The following is a 16870-nucleotide window of genomic DNA, read 5'->3' on the forward strand; positions in this document are numbered from 1 at the left end:
TTTTCTTGCGGCTTGAAGCTTGCAGCTTGAAGCTTGAAACCCATTCCCCCGCGCCCCATCTAAGCACCATAGCCATTCACGCAGGTGCCCCATGAGCGACCAGCAGGATTTTCCGGAACAACCCGACGAAAACAGCGAAATCGAACACCTTGATGGTCAGGCCCAAACCGGCCACGCCCTCGCCCTGCCCGGCCAGCAATTGCCGGACAAGGTCTACGTGATTCCGATCCACAACCGCCCGTTCTTCCCAGCACAAGTACTGCCGGTCATCGTCAACGAAGAGCCTTGGGCCGAAACCCTCGACCTGGTGGCCAAGACACCGGACCACTGCCTGGCCCTGTTCTTCATGGACACCCCTCCCGAAGACCACCGCCATTTCGACACTGCGGCCTTGCCGGAGTACGGCACCCTGGTCAAGGTGCACCATGCCAGCCGCGAAAACGGCAAGCTGCAGTTCGTCGCCCAGGGCCTGACCCGTGTACGCATCCGCACCTGGCTCAAGCACCATCGCCCGCCCTATCTGGTCGAAGTCGAATACCCACGCCAGCCAAGCGAGCCGACCGACGAGGTCAAGGCCTACGGCATGGCCCTGATCAATGCGATCAAGGAACTACTGCCGCTCAACCCGCTGTACAGCGAGGAGCTGAAGAACTACCTCAACCGCTTCAGTCCCAACGACCCATCGCCACTGACCGACTTTGCCGCCGCACTTACCTCGGCCACCGGCAACCAGTTGCAGGAAGTGCTCGATTGCGTGCCCATGCTCAAGCGTATGGAAAAGGTCCTGCCGATGCTGCGCAAAGAGGTCGAAGTTGCGCGCCTGCAGAATGAGATTTCCGCCGAGGTCAACCGGCAGATCGGCGAGCACCAGCGCGAATTCTTCCTCAAGGAACAGCTCAAGGTCATCCAGCAGGAGCTTGGCCTGACCAAGGACGACCGCAGTGCCGACCTCGAACAGTTCCAACAGCGCCTGCAAGGCAAGACCCTGCCGGAGCAGGCAAAAAAGCGCATCGATGAAGAAATGGCCAAGCTGGCCATTCTTGAAACCGGCTCCCCCGAATACGCCGTCACCCGCAACTACCTGGATTGGGCCAGTGCGCTGCCCTGGGGTGTATATGGCAAGGACAAGCTCGACCTCAAGCATGCGCGCAAGGTGCTCGACCAGCATCACGCGGGCCTCGATGACATCAAGGAACGCATCCTGGAGTTCCTCGCCGTGGGCGCCTGGAAGGGCGAGATCAGTGGTTCGATCGTGCTGCTGGTGGGCCCGCCAGGCGTGGGCAAGACCAGCATCGGCAAGTCCATCGCCGAATCGCTTGGGCGCCCGTTCTACCGGTTCAGCGTCGGCGGCATGCGCGACGAGGCCGAGATCAAGGGGCACCGGCGCACCTACATCGGCGCCCAACCAGGCAAGCTGGTGCAGGCGCTGAAGGATGTCGAGGTGATGAACCCGGTGATCATGCTCGACGAAATCGACAAGATGGGCCAGAGCTACCAGGGCGACCCGGCCTCGGCGCTGCTGGAAACCCTGGACCCCGAACAGAACGTCGACTTCCTCGACCATTACCTGGACCTGCGCCTGGACCTGTCCAAGGTGCTGTTCGTGTGTACCGCCAACACGCTGGACTCGATCCCCGGCCCTCTGCTCGACCGTATGGAAGTGATCCGCCTCTCCGGCTACATCACCGAAGAGAAACTGGCCATCGCCAAGCGTCACCTGTGGCCCAAACAGCTGGCAAAGGCCGGCGTGGCCAAGACCAGCCTGGCCATCAGCGATAGCGCCCTGCGCGCCGTGATCGAGGGCTATGCCCGCGAAGCCGGTGTACGCCAGCTGGAAAAACAGCTGGGCAAACTGGTGCGCAAGGCCGTGGTCAAGCTGCTCGAAGCCCCGGATGCCAAGCTCAAGATCGGCACCAAGGACCTGGAGGCCGCACTCGGCATACCCGTGTTCCGCAGTGAACAGGTGCTGGCAGGCAAAGGCGTGATTACCGGCCTTGCCTGGACCAGCATGGGTGGCGCGACATTGCCGATCGAGGCAACCCGCATCCACACGCTCAATCGCGGCTTCAAGCTCACCGGCAAGCTGGGTGACGTGATGAAGGAATCTGCCGAGATCGCCTACAGCTACGTCAGCTCCAACCTCAAGCAATTTGGTGGTGATCCGGCTTTCTTCAACGAAGCCTTCATTCACCTGCACGTGCCAGAAGGCGCCACGCCCAAGGATGGGCCGAGCGCCGGTATCACCATGGCCAGCGCACTGCTGTCGCTGGCCCGTGACCAGGCACCGAAAAAAGGGGTGGCCATGACCGGCGAGCTGACCCTCACCGGCCAGGTACTGCCGATTGGTGGTGTGCGCGAGAAGGTCATCGCAGCGCGGCGGCAGAAGATTTTCGAACTCATCCTGCCCGAGCCCAACCGCGGGGACTTCGAAGAATTGCCTGAGTACTTGCGTGAAGGGCTGACCGTGCACTTTGCCAAGCGCTTTGCCGACGTGGCTAAAGTGCTGTTCTGACCCGCAACGCCCTCATCGCCGGCAAGCCGGCGATGAGGGCGGCACTGATAGCACAAAACCCATCTATCATCGGTTATCCTCAGGCCTTCGCCAGCCTCTGGAGCTACCATGACTGTCCCTCGTCTGCTCGTTCCCCTGAGCCTCGTCCTGCTTACCGCCTGCGCCCAGCAGCCCAGGCAAACCGTCGAACTGGACGCTGAGAGCGAATGCCCCAAGCGCATGCAGGTCGGCCAGGCGCTCACCCTGACCCTGCCCAGCAACCCCTCCACCGGCTACCGCTGGCTGGTGCAGAACCCGGCCTCGAACATCTTGCGCAGCCTCGGCCCCGAGGTCTACAGCGCCCCCGAGGAAGCCGGCATCGTCGGCAGCGCGGGCATTTCCACCTGGCGCTTCGAAGCCCGTGCCGCAGGCGAAGGCCATCTGGTGCTGGTCTACCAGCAGCCCTGGGCCCCGGAAGTTCGGCCTGTACAGACCTTCGACTGCGCGGTGCAGGTCAACTGAACGCACAGCGCTGGTCAGCCGACCATGCATCCTTGGCGCGGTTTGGCTAGAATGCCGGCCCTGCCAATTGTCAGCCGCCTGGATTCACCGTGAGCAAACAACCCGACCGCCTTTTCGCCCAGCCTCTGGAGCAAGTTCCCGACTTCGTGTTCAACGAAGACGTGGTGCGCGTGTTCCCGGACATGATCAAGCGCTCGGTGCCCGGTTACCCGACCATCGTCGAGAACCTTGGTGTGCTCGCGGCGCGCTTCGCCCAGCCCAATACCGCCCTGTATGACCTCGGCGCGTCCCTTGGCGCCGTTACCCAGTCGCTGCGCCGCCATGTGCGCAGCGAGGGCTGCCGGGTGATCGCGGTGGACAACTCCGCGGCCATGGTCGAACGTTGCCGCCAGTACCTCACCGCGCAGGACTCGATGTTCCAGGAACTGCTGCCGGTTCAGGTACTGGACGCCGACATCCTGGCCCTGCCCTTCGAGCCTGCCTCGGTGGTGGCGATGAACTTCACCCTGCAGTTCATCGCCCCTGAACAGCGCCTGGCGTTGCTCGGCCGCATCCGTCAGGCATTGCTGCCCGGTGGCGCGCTGATCCTCTCGGAGAAACTGCATTTCGCCGATGACCAGGAGCAGACCCTGCTCAATGAACTGCACCTGGACTTCAAGCGTGCCAATGGCTACAGCGAACTGGAAATCGCCCAGAAGCGCAGCGCCATCGAGAACGTGATGAAACCCGACACCCTGCACACCCACACCGAGCGCCTGCGCGCGGCGGGTTTCAGCAAGGTGGTGCCTTGGTTCCAATGCCTTAATTTCGCCTCGCTGATAGCCCTGCCATGATCGATCTGTCCCCCCTCGTCCGCCGCCTGGCGGGCACCCCACTGGCTTTATGGTCGCAAGGCCTGCAAGCACAACTTCAAGCCAAGCTGGAGAAAGGCCACGGCGATCTCGAGCGCTGGCGCGGTGCGCTGGACGCCTTGCCGGCACTGCAGCCAAGCGAAATCGACCTGGCCGACGGCCTGCGTCTGGACTGTGACTGCGACGACGCCACCCGCGCGCAGATGCGCCAGGCCCTGATGGGCCTGGCGCCCTGGCGCAAAGGGCCGTTCGACCTGTTCGGCGTGCATGTCGACACTGAGTGGCGCTCGGACTGGAAGTGGTCGCGCGTGGCACCGCACCTGGACCTGCAGGGCAAGCGTGTGCTCGATGTCGGTTGCGGCAACGGCTATTACCAATGGCGCATGCTCGGTGCAGGCGCCGACATGGTCATCGGGGTTGACCCCAACTGGCTGTTCTTCTGCCAGTTCCAGGCCGTGCAGCGGTACCTGCCCGACTTGCCGGCCTGGCACCTGCCGTTTGCGCTGGAGGAACTGCCAGCCAGCCTGGAAGGTTTCGACACGGTGTTTTCCATGGGGGTGTTCTACCATCGCCGCTCCCCCATCGAGCACCTGCTGGCGCTCAAGGACTGCCTGGTCAAAGGGGGTGAGCTGGTACTGGAGACGCTAGTGGTCGAGGGCGACGAGCAGCAGGTACTGGTGCCTGAAGACCGCTACGCGCAGATGCGCAATGTCTGGTATCTGCCGTCGGTCCCGGCGCTGGAGCGCTGGTTGCGCCGTGCGGGTTTCAGCGATGTGCGCTGCGTGGATGTCAGTGTGACCAGCGTCGAGGAGCAGCGCAGCACCGAATGGATGCGCTACCAGTCGCTGGGGGACTTCCTCGACCCGAACGACCATAGCAAGACCATCGAGGGGTTGCCCGCCCCACGCCGCGCCACGTTGTTGGCGCGCAAATGAAAAGGCCCCACAGGTACAGCGCAGCTCTTGAGGCCTGCGCTGTACCTGTGGGGGCCGGCTTGCCGGCGATTGGCCGCCTGCATAACGCAGCGCAGATGATCAGCGCGAAGCTGCGACGATCAGCGCCTTCATCTCTGCCACCGCCGCCTTGAAACCTACGAACAGTGCATGGGCCACCAAAGCGTGGCCAATGTTCAATTCATTGATGCCCTTGATTGCCGCCACCGCCTCGACATTGTGGTAATGCAGGCCATGCCCGGCATTGACGATCAGCCCCTGACCGACGCCAAATGCGACGCCGTCGACGATCCGCTTGAGCTCCTCAGCCACCTCAGTCGGCGTCTGGGCATCGGCATAACGACCGGTATGCAGCTCGATGGCCGGGGCACCCACACGGCGCGAGGCTTCGATCTGCCGCTCGTCGGCGTCGATGAACAGCGACACTTCGGCGCCAGTGCGCGACAGGCGCTCTACCGCAGCCTTGATGCGTGCCTCCTGCCCAGCCACATCGAGGCCGCCCTCGGTGGTCAGTTCCTGGCGTGTTTCAGGTACCAGACAGATATGCGCCGGGCGAATCTTTTCGGCGAACACCATCATCTCTTCAGTGACGCCCATCTCGAAGTTCATGCGGGTTTGCAGCACGTCCTTGAGCAGCACCACATCGCGCTCCTGGATGTGCCGGCGGTCTTCGCGCAAGTGCACGGTGATGCCATCGGCGCCTGCTTCCTCGGCATCCAGCGCAGCCTTGACCGGGTCCGGATAGCGTGTGCCGCGGGCCTGGCGCAAGGTAGCCACGTGGTCGATGTTGACGCCGAGAAGCATGCGGTTGCTGTGAGTCACGAAAGGCTCTCCTGAAGATTTAGCCCCACAGCATACGACGAGCTCAGCGCTTGCGAAACAGTTCCCGGCTGACCAGCGGTTTTGGCCCCAGATGGACCGCCAACGCCTGACGCATCAGGCGCTTGGCCGCGAGCAGCGCACCAGGTGCATCCCAGTCGGCCTGGGCGAGGGCCAACAGTTCGGCGCCATTGAACAAGCCAGGCTGAACCAGGTAAACGCGTTCAAGGCCGGCATCGACCTGCAAGCGGTACAGCCCGTCGGCCTCGATCGGCTCGTCGCTGACGTCGTGGTCAAGCGCAAAGGCGTAACCCAGGTCTTCCAGCAGCCGCCATTCGAAGGAACGCAGCAGTGGCTCCAGCGGGCGCCCGGCGGCCAGGGCCTGCAAGGTCAGAGCGTAGTGCTCGAACAGTTCCGGTTGTGGTGCTTCGGCAGGTAGCAGGCGCATCAGCAGTTCATTGAGGTAGAGGCCGCTGAACAGTGCATCGCCGTGCAGCCAGGCCGCGATGCCCATGCTGTCCAGGCGCCCGACGTTTTTTAGCTCACTGCGGCCGCGCAGTTCCACTTCCAGCGGCACGAACGGCCGCACCAGGCTGCCACCCTTGCCCCTTGCACGGCGCAACACCGCGCGCACGCGCCCCTGCGGCGTGAAGAAGTCCACCAGCGCGCTGGTTTCCTTGTAGGCACGGCTGTGCAGCACGTAGGCCGGCTGGCCGACAGGTTGTTCCATGAAGTGTGGCCTGAAAGCAGAGCGGCCCGGAGAGATCCGGGCCGCTGGAGGGGTTACAGGTCGCCGTAGCCCAGCGAGCGCAGTGCACGCTCGTCATCGGACCAGCCGCCTTTGACCTTGACCCAGAGGTTGAGCATGACCTTGGCGTCGAACAGGGTTTCCATGTCCTTGCGCGCGTCGGAGCCAATGCGCTTGATGCGCTCGCCCTTGTCGCCAATGATGATCTTCTTCTGGCCGTCACGCTCCACCAGGATCAACGCATGGATGTGCAGCACATGGCCCTGCTGCTTGAACTCCTCGATCTCCACGGTGATCTGGTACGGCAATTCCGCACCCAGCTGGCGCATGATTTTCTCGCGCACCAGTTCAGCGGCCAGGAAGCGGCTGCTGCGGTCGGTGATCTGGTCTTCCGGGAAGAAGTGATCATTCTCCGGCAGGTGCTTGGCAATCAGCGCCTCGAGCGCGTCCAGATTGTGCCCCTGCTGGGCAGAGATGGGTACGACCTCGGCATTGGGCAGTTGCTCCTGCAGCCACTGCAGGTGCGGGATCAGCTCGGCTTTTTCGTCCATGCGGTCGGTTTTGTTGACTGCAATGATCAGCGGGCCGGTCACGTACTGAACGCGTTCGAGCACCAGTTGGTCCTCATCGGTCCAGCGCGTACGGTCGACCACGAAAATCACCACATCGACGTCCTTCAGGGCCGCCGAGGCATTGCGGTTCATGTAGCGGTTCAAGGCCTTGTCGTTGGCCTTGTGCATGCCGGGGGTGTCGACGTAGATGGCCTGCACATCACCCTCGGTCTTGATGCCGAGCATGTTGTGGCGGGTAGTCTGTGGCTTGCGCGAGGTGATCGCCAGCTTCTGGCCGAGGATATGGTTGAGCAAGGTCGACTTGCCCACGTTGGGGCGGCCGACGATGGCCACGTAACCGCAGCGGGTCGGATTGTTCTCAGTCATTGCCATTCTCCACGCCCAGGGCGATCAATGCGGCGGCGGCAGCGACTTGCTCGGCAATACGCCGGCTCACGCCCTGGCCACGGCTCTTGTTGTTCAGCAGCACCACTTCGCATTCGACGAAGAAGGTACGGCAGTGCGGTTCGCCCTGGATGTCCACCACCTCGTAGCGAGGCAGCTCACAGCTACGCGACTGCAGAAACTCCTGCAGGCGTGTTTTCGGGTCTTTGTTGGTGTCGACAAGGGTCAGGCTTTCGAACTCGTCGGTCAGCCAGGCCAGCACGCGCTCGCGGGCGGTCTGCATGTCGGCATCAAGGTAGATGGCGCCGATCAGGGCTTCGAGGGCATCGGCCAGGATCGACTCGCGGCGGAAACCGCCGCTCTTGAGCTCACCGGAGCCCAGGCGCAGGTACTCACCCAGGTCGAAACCGCGGGCCAGCCGGGCCAGGGTTTCGCCCTTGACCAAGCGCGCACGCAAGCGCGACAGCTGGCCTTCGCGGGCCTGCGGGAAGCGCTCGAACAGCGCCTCGCCGGCCACGAAGTTCAGAATGGCATCGCCGAGAAACTCCAGGCGCTCATTGTTGCGCCCGGCGTAGCTGCGATGGGTCAGGGCCAGCACCATCTGGTCCTGGTCTTTGAAGGTGTAACCGAGCTTGCGCTCGAGACGGGCAAGGGAAGCACTCATGCAGCCACCCGTTGGTTGTTCAACGCGTTGTTCAAATCAACATCCTGAAAGACTGTTTGGCTGTGGCCCGTCGCGGCGAGCGACGAATCTCTCGATCCCTGAGAACACAGCCTATGTCAGAAATGCATTCGGCGCTGTCTGCTGGACAGCGCCGAAGGGTATCAATGGATCAGGCCGACCCGCGACAGGTTGGGCAAGTGGCTGAGCTTGGGCTCTGGCCAGCTCATCCAGACCGCGAAGGCCTTGCCGACGATGTTCCGGTCCGGAACCATGCCGTGCAGTTCCTTGGGAATGTTCGGGTCATCCCAGTAACGGCTGTCGTTGGAGTTGTCGCGGTTGTCGCCCATCATGAAGTAATGGCCGGCCGGCACGGTCCACTGCTGGTCCGGCGGCATGCGATAACGGGTCATTTCCTTGCGGATCAGGTGCTCGGCTTCGCCCAGCTTTTCCTTGTACAGCTCGGCGCTGCCCAGGGTGCCGGGCTCGGCGCCGACCAATTGCTCGGCAATGGGCTGGCCATTGACGAACAACCGCTTGTCGCTGGTGTAGCGGATCTGGTCACCTGGCAGGCCCACCACACGCTTGATGTAGTTGACGTTCGGGTCGCTTGGGTAGCGGAACACCATCACATCACCGCGTTGCGGGTCACCCACCTCGATGACCTTCTTGTCGATCACCGGCAGGCGAATGCCGTACGAGAACTTGTTCACCAGGATGAAGTCGCCCACTTCCAGGGTCGGTTTCATCGACCCCGAGGGGATCTGGAACGGCTCTACCAGGAACGAGCGCAGCACCAGTACGATGAACAGCACCGGGAAGAACGACTTGCCGTACTCGACCAGCAGCGGTTCCTTGTTCAGGCGCTCGACCACGGCCATTTCTGGCTGGGTGACGCTACCCTGGTAGTTGGCGACTGCCGCCCGCCGGCGCGGGGCCAGGAACAGCAGGTCGATCAAGCCCAACAGACCGCAAACGGCTACGGCGATGACTAGCAACAGCGGGAAATTTAGCGACATAGGACCTAGCTATCCAACCTGAGCACGGCGAGGAAGGCTTCTTGTGGAATCTCCACGTTGCCCACCTGTTTCATGCGTTTCTTACCGGCCTTCTGCTTCTCCAGCAGCTTTTTCTTACGGCTGACGTCACCACCGTAGCACTTGGCCAGTACGTTCTTTCTGAGCGCCTTGACGGTTGTCCGCGCGATGATCTGGCCGCCAATGGCTGCCTGGATCGCCACATCGAACATCTGCCGAGGGATCAGTTCCTTCATCTTCTCGGTCAACGCACGGCCTTTATAGGCCGCGTTGTCGCGGTGCACGATCAATGCCAGGGCATCGACCTTGTCGCCGTTGATCAGTACATCCAGCTTGACCAGGTTGGCCGACTGATAGCGATCGAAATGATAGTCCAGCGAAGCATAGCCGCGGCTGGTCGACTTCAGGCGGTCGAAGAAGTCCAGCACCACTTCGTTCATCGGCATGTCATAACGCACCTGCACCTGGCTGCCGAGGAACTGCATGTCGCGCTGCACGCCACGCTTCTCGATGCACAGGGTGATGACGTTGCCCAGATGCTCCTGCGGCACCAGGATGGTCGCGGTGACGATCGGCTCGCGGAAGTCCGTGACAGCCGAAACATCAGGCAGCTTCGACGGGTTGTCGACAACGATGGTTTCGCCGGTCTTGAGTTCCAGCTCGTAGATCACGCTCGGAGCCGTGGTGATCAGGTCCAGGTCATATTCGCGCTCCAGGCGCTCCTGGATGATCTCCATGTGCAGCATGCCCAGGAAGCCGCAACGGAAGCCGAAGCCCAGTGCATCGGAGCTTTCGGGCATGTATTGCAGCGACGAGTCGTTCAGGGTCAGCTTCTGCAGGGCGTCGCGGAAGTCCTCGAAATCGTCGGAGCTGACCGGGAACAGGCCGGCATAAACCTGCGGCTGGATCTTCTTGAAACCGGCCAGCATTTCGACCTCGGGAGTCGAGGACAAGGTCAGGGTGTCACCGACCGGCGCACCATGGATGTCCTTGATGCTGGCAATGATGAAGCCTACTTCACCGGCTTTCAGATCAGCGGTCTGGGTATGTTTCGGGGTGAAGACACCCACGCTGTCGACCAGGTGCACCTTGCCGGTGGACTTGACCAGGATCTTGTCGCCCTTCTTGACGCGGCCCTGACGCACGCGCACCAACGAAACCACGCCCAGGTAGTTGTCGAACCAGGAGTCGATGATCAACGCCTGCAGCGGGGCATCGATCTCGCCCACAGGCGCGGGAATGGTGTGGACCAGGCGCTCGAGCACCTCGTCGACGCCCATGCCGCTCTTGGCACTGCACGCCACCGCGTCGGTAGCATCGATGCCGATGATCTTCTCGATCTCGTCCTTGACCCGATCAGGGTCGGCCTGAGGCAGGTCCATCTTGTTCAGGACCGGCATGACCTCAAGGCCCTGCTCGATGGCGGTGTAGCAGTTGGCCACCGACTGGGCTTCGACACCCTGGCCGGCGTCCACCACCAGCAGCGCACCTTCGCAGGCCGCCAGCGAACGCGAGACTTCATAGGTGAAGTCGACGTGGCCGGGCGTATCGATGAAGTTCAGCTGGTAGGTCTTGCCGTCCTGCGCCTTGTAGTGAAGCGTGACGCTGTGGGCCTTGATGGTGATCCCGCGTTCGCGCTCCAGGTCCATGGAATCCAGAACCTGAGCTTCCATTTCGCGTGCCGACAGGCCACCGCACATCTGGATGAAACGGTCGGCCAGCGTCGACTTGCCATGGTCGATGTGGGCGATGATGGAGAAATTGCGGATATGACTCAAATCACTCACGGGTCAACACTCGAAAAGGCTGCGAGCCGGACGCCCGCCGAAAAATAGCCGGGAATTGTACCTCAACCAGCAGGGATATGGGAGATTCCTCTGACGCACGATACAGGCTGACTCCCGCCAAGAATTGTGAACTCTCATGAAAAAGGGCAGCCGAAGCTGCCCTTTGCAACCGGCAAGCCGGCTTATTCAGCAAGCTTGAAGGTGATGAAGCTCGCCCGGCCTTGGCGCAGCACGCGCATGGATACCGAACGGTTCTTCGGCAGGTCCTTGGCAATTTCGGTGAACTGCTTGGCCGAGGCGATCGCCTGGTTGTTCAAGTGGCTGATAACGTCACCCGGACGCAGACCAATCATGGCTGCCGGGCCATCCTGGACTTCTTTGATGACGACGCCACCCTTGAGCTCCAGCGATTTCTTCTGCTCGGCGGTCAGGTCAGAGACGGAAACACCCAGGCGGTTGCTGCTGCGCTCTGCACTGCCATCGGCACCCGTACCAGTACCGATATCGGCATCGTCATCAGGCATCGCACCAATGGTCACATCCAGGTTCTGGCGCTTGCCATTACGGATGATCTCAAGCTTGGCCTTGGCGCCAGCCTTCAGGGTGCCTACCAGATGCGGCAGGTCGGCCGACATGACGATCGGCTGGCCGTTCATGCTCAGGATCACGTCGCCCACCTGCAGGCCGCTCTTGGCTGCCGGGCCATCTTCAAGCACCTGCGCCACCAGGGCACCGGCCGGCTTGTCGAGGCCGAAGGATTCAGCCAGGTCCTTGTTGACTTCCTGAATGACCACGCCCAGCCAGCCGCGGCTGACCTTGCCGTCCTTCTTCAACTGGTTGGAGACATCGATCGCGACATCGATCGGGATGGCGAACGACAGGCCCATGAAACCGCCCGAACGGGTGAAGATCTGCGAGTTGATACCCACTACTTCGCCATTCATGTTGAACAGCGGCCCGCCGGAGTTGCCTGGGTTGATGGCCACGTCGGTCTGAATGAAGGGCACGTAGGTGTCATTGGGCAGGGTGCGGCCTTTGGCGCTGACGATCCCTTTGGTCACCGAATGATCGAAACCGAACGGCGAACCGATGGCCAGCACCCACTCACCTACCTTGAGCTTCTCGGAGTCGCCCAGTTTGACGGTGGGCAGGTTCTTGCCGTCGACCTTGAGCAGGGCCACATCGGTGCGCGGGTCGGTGCCGACCAGTTTGGCCTGCAGCTCGCTGCGATCGGACAGACGGACGATGATCTCGTCGGCATCGGCAACCACGTGATTGTTGGTCAGCACATAACCGTCACTGGAAATGATGAAGCCTGAGCCCAGCGACTGGGCCTCGCGCTGGCGGTCACCACGTGGCGAGCGCGGCTGTTGCGGCATGTTGCGCTCGAAGAACTCGCGGAACATCGGCGGCAAGCCTTCGAGGTCCGGCATCTGACCGGCAGCGACACGGCGGTCAGGCAGCTTTTGCTTGGTACTGATGTTGACGACGGCCGGCGAGGCCTGCTCGACCAAGGTGGTGAAGTCCGGCAGGGCCTCCTCGGCCTGGGCGGTCAGCACCTGGCCAAGCATCAGCACGGCGGCGAACATCGATAGGTAGGATTTCAAGCGTGGTATTGACATACGGCTCCCGTCACAACGAGCGTAGTTAGCGTAAGACCGCCTGCAAAAGCAGGAAAGGCCAGACTCCAAGAAGCCTGACCTATAGAAAATTTACAGATGGATTGCAAATGACAATGCTTTAATTTCATTTCAGCCGCATGTCCGTGCGCCTTGGCATGAGCCGAAAAAGGGCGCCATTACTGACGCGCCTGAGCATCCTGTGGGCGCATCGACAATGCGACGCGTTCTGCAGTACCTAATGGAATTTCGCCGACCACAGTGACCATCACCTTACCCTTGGGCGTGTTAAGGCGACGTGAAACGGCCGAAGTAGGGCCTAGCTGAGTACGCACATCAGCGCTGGCATCTTCCGTGACCAGCTCCAGAAACACCGAGAAGCGTGCCAGGCCATCGTCATACATGAGGCTGCTGATGGTGCTATCGCCAGAAGGGTCACGCCGTACGGTACTGTTGATCAGCTCGAAACCCGGTGGCAGCCAGTCCGAGCGCCAGCCTGCAACGGCTTCGGTCTTGGGGCGGGCCACACGCTCTACCGGTTTGCAGGCGGCACTGGCCTTCAAATCGGCATCGGTAGGCAGGTCATCGGTATCAAGGCGCGTCATCTGGAAGCGCTCGAGCAACTGCCCCTTGTCGTTGAGCATCAACGAGCGTAGCGGCAGGCCGGTTTTGCTGTCCAGGTGCATTTCAAATGCGTAGCGGTGCTGGTCGCGCGGAGTAAGCGTGACAATGACCGCGTCGCGCCCGGCGACCCGTGCCTTGCCCGCTACAGCCAAATCGTACCAGCTCATCAGTTTGAGGGGGTCGAGCATGCGCGGCGCGGCATCGGGCAAGTTGCTCACGCCACTGGCCAATGCACCACTGACGCATTGCACCTTGCCGTCCACCCGCACGATTTCCTGGGCGGCACCGTCAAGCTGGAGCAATCGCTCGCTGACCTTGCCGTCCTGAACCCGATGCCAGATGTCGTGGGAGGAAAAGCTGCCGTTTCGTTCGTAAACGAAGGAGCCCTGATAACTCTGCCTTTGTTCGGCCTGTGCCAGCTTGTTCAACCATTCGCTTGCCTGGGGCGACGAATTGGCTGCCAACGCCGGCACCGTCATGCAACTGCCTACAAGCAGTGACAGGAGAGGTAGCGCGCGCATGATCCTCCTTACTTAGCGGTTTTCCAGGCTGGCGGCGCGGGCATACGGCAGGGCAGTTTCAGTACCCTTGAGCGCGGATTCCTGCGCGTGCTGGCGCAGATACCCCGGCAGACGCTGATCCCAGCCGGCCTGGTTCTGCAGCACGCCATTGGCCATCGGCCCGGTCGGTTGCTCACTGCCTTCACTATAGCCTGCCAAAACAGCCGGGCCCTGAGTTTGTGGCATGCTCAGGCCTTGCTGGGCAGGTTGCTGCGAAGCCAGCTCGGCGCCGGTGATCTCGTCCTGGTTGTACATGCGTACGCCAGCCAGCACAGCAACGGTAACCGAGGCGGCAACGGCCAGGCGGCCAATGCTGCGCCATGGGCTTTGCTTGACTTTGGCCGGTACGGCTTCGTCAGCCAGGGCGGCAGACACCGCCGAGGCGATATCCAGTTTCGGCAGCAACAGCTCCTTGTGCATCGCTGCGCGGGCTACCTGGTAACGCGACCAGGTGGCACGGGTTTCGGCATCGTCGACGGCGCTCAGCACCCGTCGCAATTCCAGTTCGTCCGCTTCGTTATCCATTACCGCGGACAGCGATTCCTGCAAAGCTTCACGACTCATGGCGGTTCCTCTCTTGGCTGTCGCCGCTGTCTCAGGTTTCCTGCAACAAGGGCTGCAGGGCTTTGTCTATGGCCTCCCGAGCGCGGAAGATTCGAGAGCGCACGGTACCCACCGGACATTGCATGACACTGGCAATGTCTTCGTAACTCAACCCGTCGAACTCACGCAGGGTCAGAGCCGTGCGCAAATCTTCAGGCAGTTGCTGGATGGTGCGATGGACTGTGCCTTCGATTTCATCCCGCAACAGGGAGCGTTCTGGGGACTCGAGATCCTTGAGGCCATGATCGCCGTCGTAAAACTCCGCATCCTCGGAGCTCACATCGCTGTCTGGCGGCCGTCTTCCACGGGACACCAGATAGTTCTTCGCCGTATTGATGGCGATGCGGTACAGCCAGGTATAAAACGCACTGTCACCGCGGAAATTGCCAAGCGCACGGTAGGCCTTGATAAAGGCTTCCTGCGCTACATCCTGGGCCTCGTGGGTATCGTGAACGAACCGCACGATCAACCCGAGAATCTTGTGCTGATACTTCAGCACCAACAGATCGAACGCTCGCCTGTCACCGCGCTGCACGCGCTCGACAAGCTGCTGATCCTCTTCCTGGGTTAGCATGAACACTCCTCAGTGAACTCGAAGGAGCGTTGCATCAGCCATCGTTCGGGCTTGCAAACATAGACTCGGGCTTTTCGCAAAAGTTCTCTCCTCCAAGCAAGTTTCCTGCGGCCCTTGACTGGCTCGCACGGAAGACGCGGCGCGGGCACGGCCGGCAGCGTCGATAATCAGGTTTCGGATACGCAGGTGTCAGCCCGGATAGAGCCGCCGCCACGCGTCGCCGCGCGAAATGATGGCGCACGGGCAGCCTTCATAGGATTTCCAGCCATGTAGGAAAGTTCCCACGAAGATTGCCCTAACGTCGCAAGTGGCATGGAAATTGGCCACCGCAGGCTGCTATAAAGGCAACCCGGCCTCTATTCACGATAGTTTCACAATGCCATCTACGCGTGTCTATTGTGCCGTGCCCCCTCCGAAGATTACTAGTGTCCCGACATGAGCCAACAATTCCAACATGATGTCCTGGTGATCGGCAGCGGCGCAGCCGGTCTCAGCCTGGCACTCAACCTTCCCGCCCACCTGCGCATCGCCGTACTGAGCAAGGGCGACCTGGCCAATGGCTCGACTTTCTGGGCCCAAGGTGGCGTGGCCGCGGTACTGGACGACACCGATACCGTGCAGTCCCATGTCGAGGACACTCTCAATGCCGGCGGCGGGCTGTGCCACGAAGATGCCGTGCGATTCACCGTCGAGCACAGCCGCGAAGCCATTGAGTGGCTGATCGAACAGGGCGTGCCCTTTACCCGCGATGAGCACTCCAGCGTTGACGATGGCGGCTTCGAATTTCACCTGACCCGCGAAGGCGGGCACAGCCACCGACGCATCATCCATGCCGCCGATGCCACGGGCGCAGCCATTTTCACCACGTTGCTGGAGCAAGCCCGCAAACGCCCCAACATCGAACTGCTTGAGCAACGAGTGGCGGTCGACCTGATTACCGAGCGGCGCCTGGGCTTGCCAGGCGCGCGGTGCCTGGGCGCCTACGTGCTGAACCGCAACAGTGGTGAGGTGGACACCTTCGGGGCGCGATTTACCGTGCTTGCCACCGGCGGCGCCGCCAAGGTCTACCTGTATACCAGCAACCCCGATGGTGCCTGCGGCGATGGCATCGCCATGGCCTGGCGCGCCGGCTGTCGGGTTGCGAATCTGGAATTCAACCAGTTCCATCCCACCTGCCTCTACCATCCGCAGGCCAAGAGTTTCCTGATCACCGAAGCCCTGCGCGGCGAAGGCGCCCTGCTGCGCCTGCCCAATGGTGAACGCTTCATGCCGCGCTTCGACCCACGCGAAGAACTGGCTCCCCGCGACATCGTAGCCCGGGCCATCGACCATGAGATGAAGCGCCTGGGCGTGGACTGCGTCTACCTGGACATCACGCACAAGCCGGCCGACTTCATCAAAAGCCATTTCCCGACGGTCTATGAGCGTTGCCTGGCCTTCGGTATCGACATCACCCGTCAGCCGATCCCGGTAGTGCCCGCCGCCCACTACACCTGTGGCGGGGTGGTGGTCGACGATCGCGGTCATACCGACGTCCCGGGCCTGTACGCCATCGGCGAGACCAGCTTCACCGGCCTGCACGGCGCCAACCGCATGGCCAGCAACTCGCTGCTCGAGTGTTTCGTCTACGGCCGTTCCGCTGCCGCGGACATCGAGGCCCGTCTGGCGCAGATTGCCATGCCCAAAGCCCTGCCCTGCTGGGATGCCAGCCAGGTCACCGACTCGGATGAGGATGTGATCATTGCGCACAACTGGGACGAACTGCGGCGGTTCATGTGGGACTACGTGGGTATCGTGCGCACCAGCAAGCGCCTGCAGCGTGCCGAGCACCGCGTGCGCCTGCTGCTGGACGAGATCGACGAGTTCTACAGCAACTACAAGGTCAGCCGCGACCTGATCGAGTTGCGCAACCTGGCACAGGTGGCGGAGCTGATGATCCGCTCGGCCATGCAGCGCAAGGAAAGCCGCGGGTTGCACTACACCCTGGATTACCCCGGGATGCTGGCTGAGGCCAAGGACACCATACTGAGCCCAGCCTGAAGATCGATGCCCCTTCGCGGGTAAA

Annotated in this window: 15 protein-coding genes; 5 read left to right on the forward strand and 10 right to left on the reverse strand. The window is 61.9% G+C overall.

The window, feature by feature from the left end; all coding sequences use genetic code 11:
- Positions 1 to 91: 91 nt before the first annotated feature.
- The 4 genes from lon to cmoB all read left to right on the forward strand — a co-directional run bounded on the left by lon (position 92) and on the right by cmoB (position 4799).
- Positions 92 to 2512: an endopeptidase La gene (gene lon, locus ACMGGN_RS16835; protein WP_046787787.1), complete on the forward strand. Its 2421-nt coding sequence runs from the start codon at positions 92 to 94 to the stop codon at positions 2510 to 2512.
- A 108-nt stretch (positions 2513 to 2620) separates the two neighbouring features.
- On the forward strand, positions 2621 to 3013 hold the full coding sequence (locus tag ACMGGN_RS16840) for a protease inhibitor I42 family protein (RefSeq protein WP_046787788.1): 393 nt from the start codon (positions 2621 to 2623) through the stop codon (positions 3011 to 3013).
- Between the two features lie 89 nt (positions 3014 to 3102).
- Positions 3103 to 3846 carry a carboxy-S-adenosyl-L-methionine synthase CmoA gene (cmoA, locus tag ACMGGN_RS16845; RefSeq protein WP_115273699.1) on the forward strand — a complete coding sequence of 248 codons (744 nt, stop codon included), beginning with the start codon at positions 3103 to 3105 and terminating at the stop codon, positions 3844 to 3846.
- Positions 3843 to 4799, forward strand: coding sequence for a tRNA 5-methoxyuridine(34)/uridine 5-oxyacetic acid(34) synthase CmoB (cmoB, locus tag ACMGGN_RS16850; RefSeq protein ID WP_204919875.1), 957 nt, complete (start codon positions 3843 to 3845; stop codon positions 4797 to 4799). The genes cmoA and cmoB overlap by 4 nt, the downstream gene beginning before the upstream one ends.
- 99 nt (positions 4800 to 4898) lie before the next feature.
- Here the strand turns inward: cmoB and pdxJ are convergent, their stop codons facing one another.
- The 10 genes from pdxJ to rpoE form a co-directional block, all read right to left on the reverse strand.
- The gene (gene pdxJ / locus ACMGGN_RS16855; RefSeq protein ID WP_218176392.1) at positions 4899 to 5621 is read right to left on the reverse strand and encodes a pyridoxine 5'-phosphate synthase; all 723 of its coding nucleotides are present in this window, start codon (positions 5619 to 5621) and stop codon (positions 4899 to 4901) included.
- A 61-nt stretch (positions 5622 to 5682) separates the two neighbouring features.
- A complete protein-coding gene (gene recO, locus ACMGGN_RS16860; RefSeq protein ID WP_012312994.1) occupies positions 5683 to 6366 on the reverse strand; it encodes a DNA repair protein RecO in 684 nt (227 codons plus the stop codon).
- A gap of 53 nt (positions 6367 to 6419) precedes the next feature.
- Positions 6420 to 7322, reverse strand: a complete 903-nt coding sequence (gene era, locus ACMGGN_RS16865) for a GTPase Era (protein WP_046787792.1) — start codon at positions 7320 to 7322, stop codon at positions 6420 to 6422.
- A complete protein-coding gene (gene rnc / locus ACMGGN_RS16870) occupies positions 7315 to 8004 on the reverse strand; it encodes a ribonuclease III (RefSeq protein WP_012312992.1) in 690 nt (229 codons plus the stop codon). Before rnc ends, era begins: the two co-directional genes overlap by 8 nt.
- Positions 8005 to 8165: 161 nt before the next feature.
- The gene (gene lepB, locus ACMGGN_RS16875) at positions 8166 to 9020 is read right to left on the reverse strand and encodes a signal peptidase I (RefSeq protein ID WP_115273697.1); all 855 of its coding nucleotides are present in this window, start codon (positions 9018 to 9020) and stop codon (positions 8166 to 8168) included.
- Positions 9021 to 9025: 5 nt separating this feature from the next.
- On the reverse strand, positions 9026 to 10825 hold the full coding sequence (lepA, locus tag ACMGGN_RS16880) for a translation elongation factor 4 (RefSeq protein WP_046787795.1): 1800 nt from the start codon (positions 10823 to 10825) through the stop codon (positions 9026 to 9028).
- A gap of 182 nt (positions 10826 to 11007) precedes the next feature.
- Positions 11008 to 12414, reverse strand: coding sequence for a DegQ family serine endoprotease (locus ACMGGN_RS16885; RefSeq protein ID WP_196998204.1), 1407 nt, complete (start codon positions 12412 to 12414; stop codon positions 11008 to 11010).
- 209 nt (positions 12415 to 12623) lie between these two features.
- Complete coding sequence (locus ACMGGN_RS16890; RefSeq protein ID WP_115273696.1) at positions 12624 to 13589, reverse strand: MucB/RseB C-terminal domain-containing protein; 966 nt, start codon at positions 13587 to 13589, stop codon at positions 12624 to 12626.
- Positions 13590 to 13601: 12 nt separating this feature from the next.
- Positions 13602 to 14192, reverse strand: a complete 591-nt coding sequence (locus tag ACMGGN_RS16895; RefSeq protein WP_115273695.1) for a sigma-E factor negative regulatory protein — start codon at positions 14190 to 14192, stop codon at positions 13602 to 13604.
- A gap of 31 nt (positions 14193 to 14223) precedes the next feature.
- Positions 14224 to 14805 (reverse strand): RNA polymerase sigma factor RpoE, encoded by a 582-nt coding sequence (gene rpoE, locus ACMGGN_RS16900; RefSeq protein WP_003252049.1) that lies wholly within the window; start codon positions 14803 to 14805, stop codon positions 14224 to 14226.
- A gap of 435 nt (positions 14806 to 15240) precedes the next feature.
- On the opposite strand from rpoE, the gene nadB reads away from it, so the two are divergent.
- Positions 15241 to 16845: an L-aspartate oxidase gene (gene nadB, locus ACMGGN_RS16905; protein ID WP_125924242.1), complete on the forward strand. Its 1605-nt coding sequence runs from the start codon at positions 15241 to 15243 to the stop codon at positions 16843 to 16845.
- Positions 16846 to 16870 lie beyond the last annotated feature (25 nt).

Origin of the sequence: Pseudomonas sp. BNK-30 (assembly GCF_047456185.1) — a bacterium.
Lineage (GTDB): Bacteria > Pseudomonadota > Gammaproteobacteria > Pseudomonadales > Pseudomonadaceae > Aquipseudomonas > Aquipseudomonas putida_E.

Excerpts from the sequence above, each read along its gene's own strand:
- lon (WP_046787787.1), top strand. The coding sequence starts at position 92 with ATGAGCGACCAGCAGGATTTTCCGGAACAACCCGACGAAAACAGCGAA.
- ACMGGN_RS16840 (WP_046787788.1), top strand. The coding sequence starts at position 2,621 with ATGACTGTCCCTCGTCTGCTCGTTCCCCTGAGCCTCGTCCTGCTTACC.
- cmoB (WP_204919875.1), top strand. The coding sequence starts at position 3,843 with ATGATCGATCTGTCCCCCCTCGTCCGCCGCCTGGCGGGCACCCCACTG.
- pdxJ (WP_218176392.1), bottom strand. The coding sequence starts at position 5,621 with ATGCTTCTCGGCGTCAACATCGACCACGTGGCTACCTTGCGCCAGGCC.
- recO (WP_012312994.1), bottom strand. The coding sequence starts at position 6,366 with ATGGAACAACCTGTCGGCCAGCCGGCCTACGTGCTGCACAGCCGTGCC.
- era (WP_046787792.1), bottom strand. The coding sequence starts at position 7,322 with ATGACTGAGAACAATCCGACCCGCTGCGGTTACGTGGCCATCGTCGGC.
- rnc (WP_012312992.1), bottom strand. The coding sequence starts at position 8,004 with ATGAGTGCTTCCCTTGCCCGTCTCGAGCGCAAGCTCGGTTACACCTTC.
- lepB (WP_115273697.1), bottom strand. The coding sequence starts at position 9,020 with ATGTCGCTAAATTTCCCGCTGTTGCTAGTCATCGCCGTAGCCGTTTGC.
- ACMGGN_RS16885 (WP_196998204.1), bottom strand. The coding sequence starts at position 12,414 with ATGTTCGCCGCCGTGCTGATGCTTGGCCAGGTGCTGACCGCCCAGGCC.
- ACMGGN_RS16890 (WP_115273696.1), bottom strand. The coding sequence starts at position 13,589 with ATGCGCGCGCTACCTCTCCTGTCACTGCTTGTAGGCAGTTGCATGACG.
- ACMGGN_RS16895 (WP_115273695.1), bottom strand. The coding sequence starts at position 14,192 with ATGAGTCGTGAAGCTTTGCAGGAATCGCTGTCCGCGGTAATGGATAAC.
- rpoE (WP_003252049.1), bottom strand. The coding sequence starts at position 14,805 with ATGCTAACCCAGGAAGAGGATCAGCAGCTTGTCGAGCGCGTGCAGCGC.
- nadB (WP_125924242.1), top strand. The coding sequence starts at position 15,241 with ATGAGCCAACAATTCCAACATGATGTCCTGGTGATCGGCAGCGGCGCA.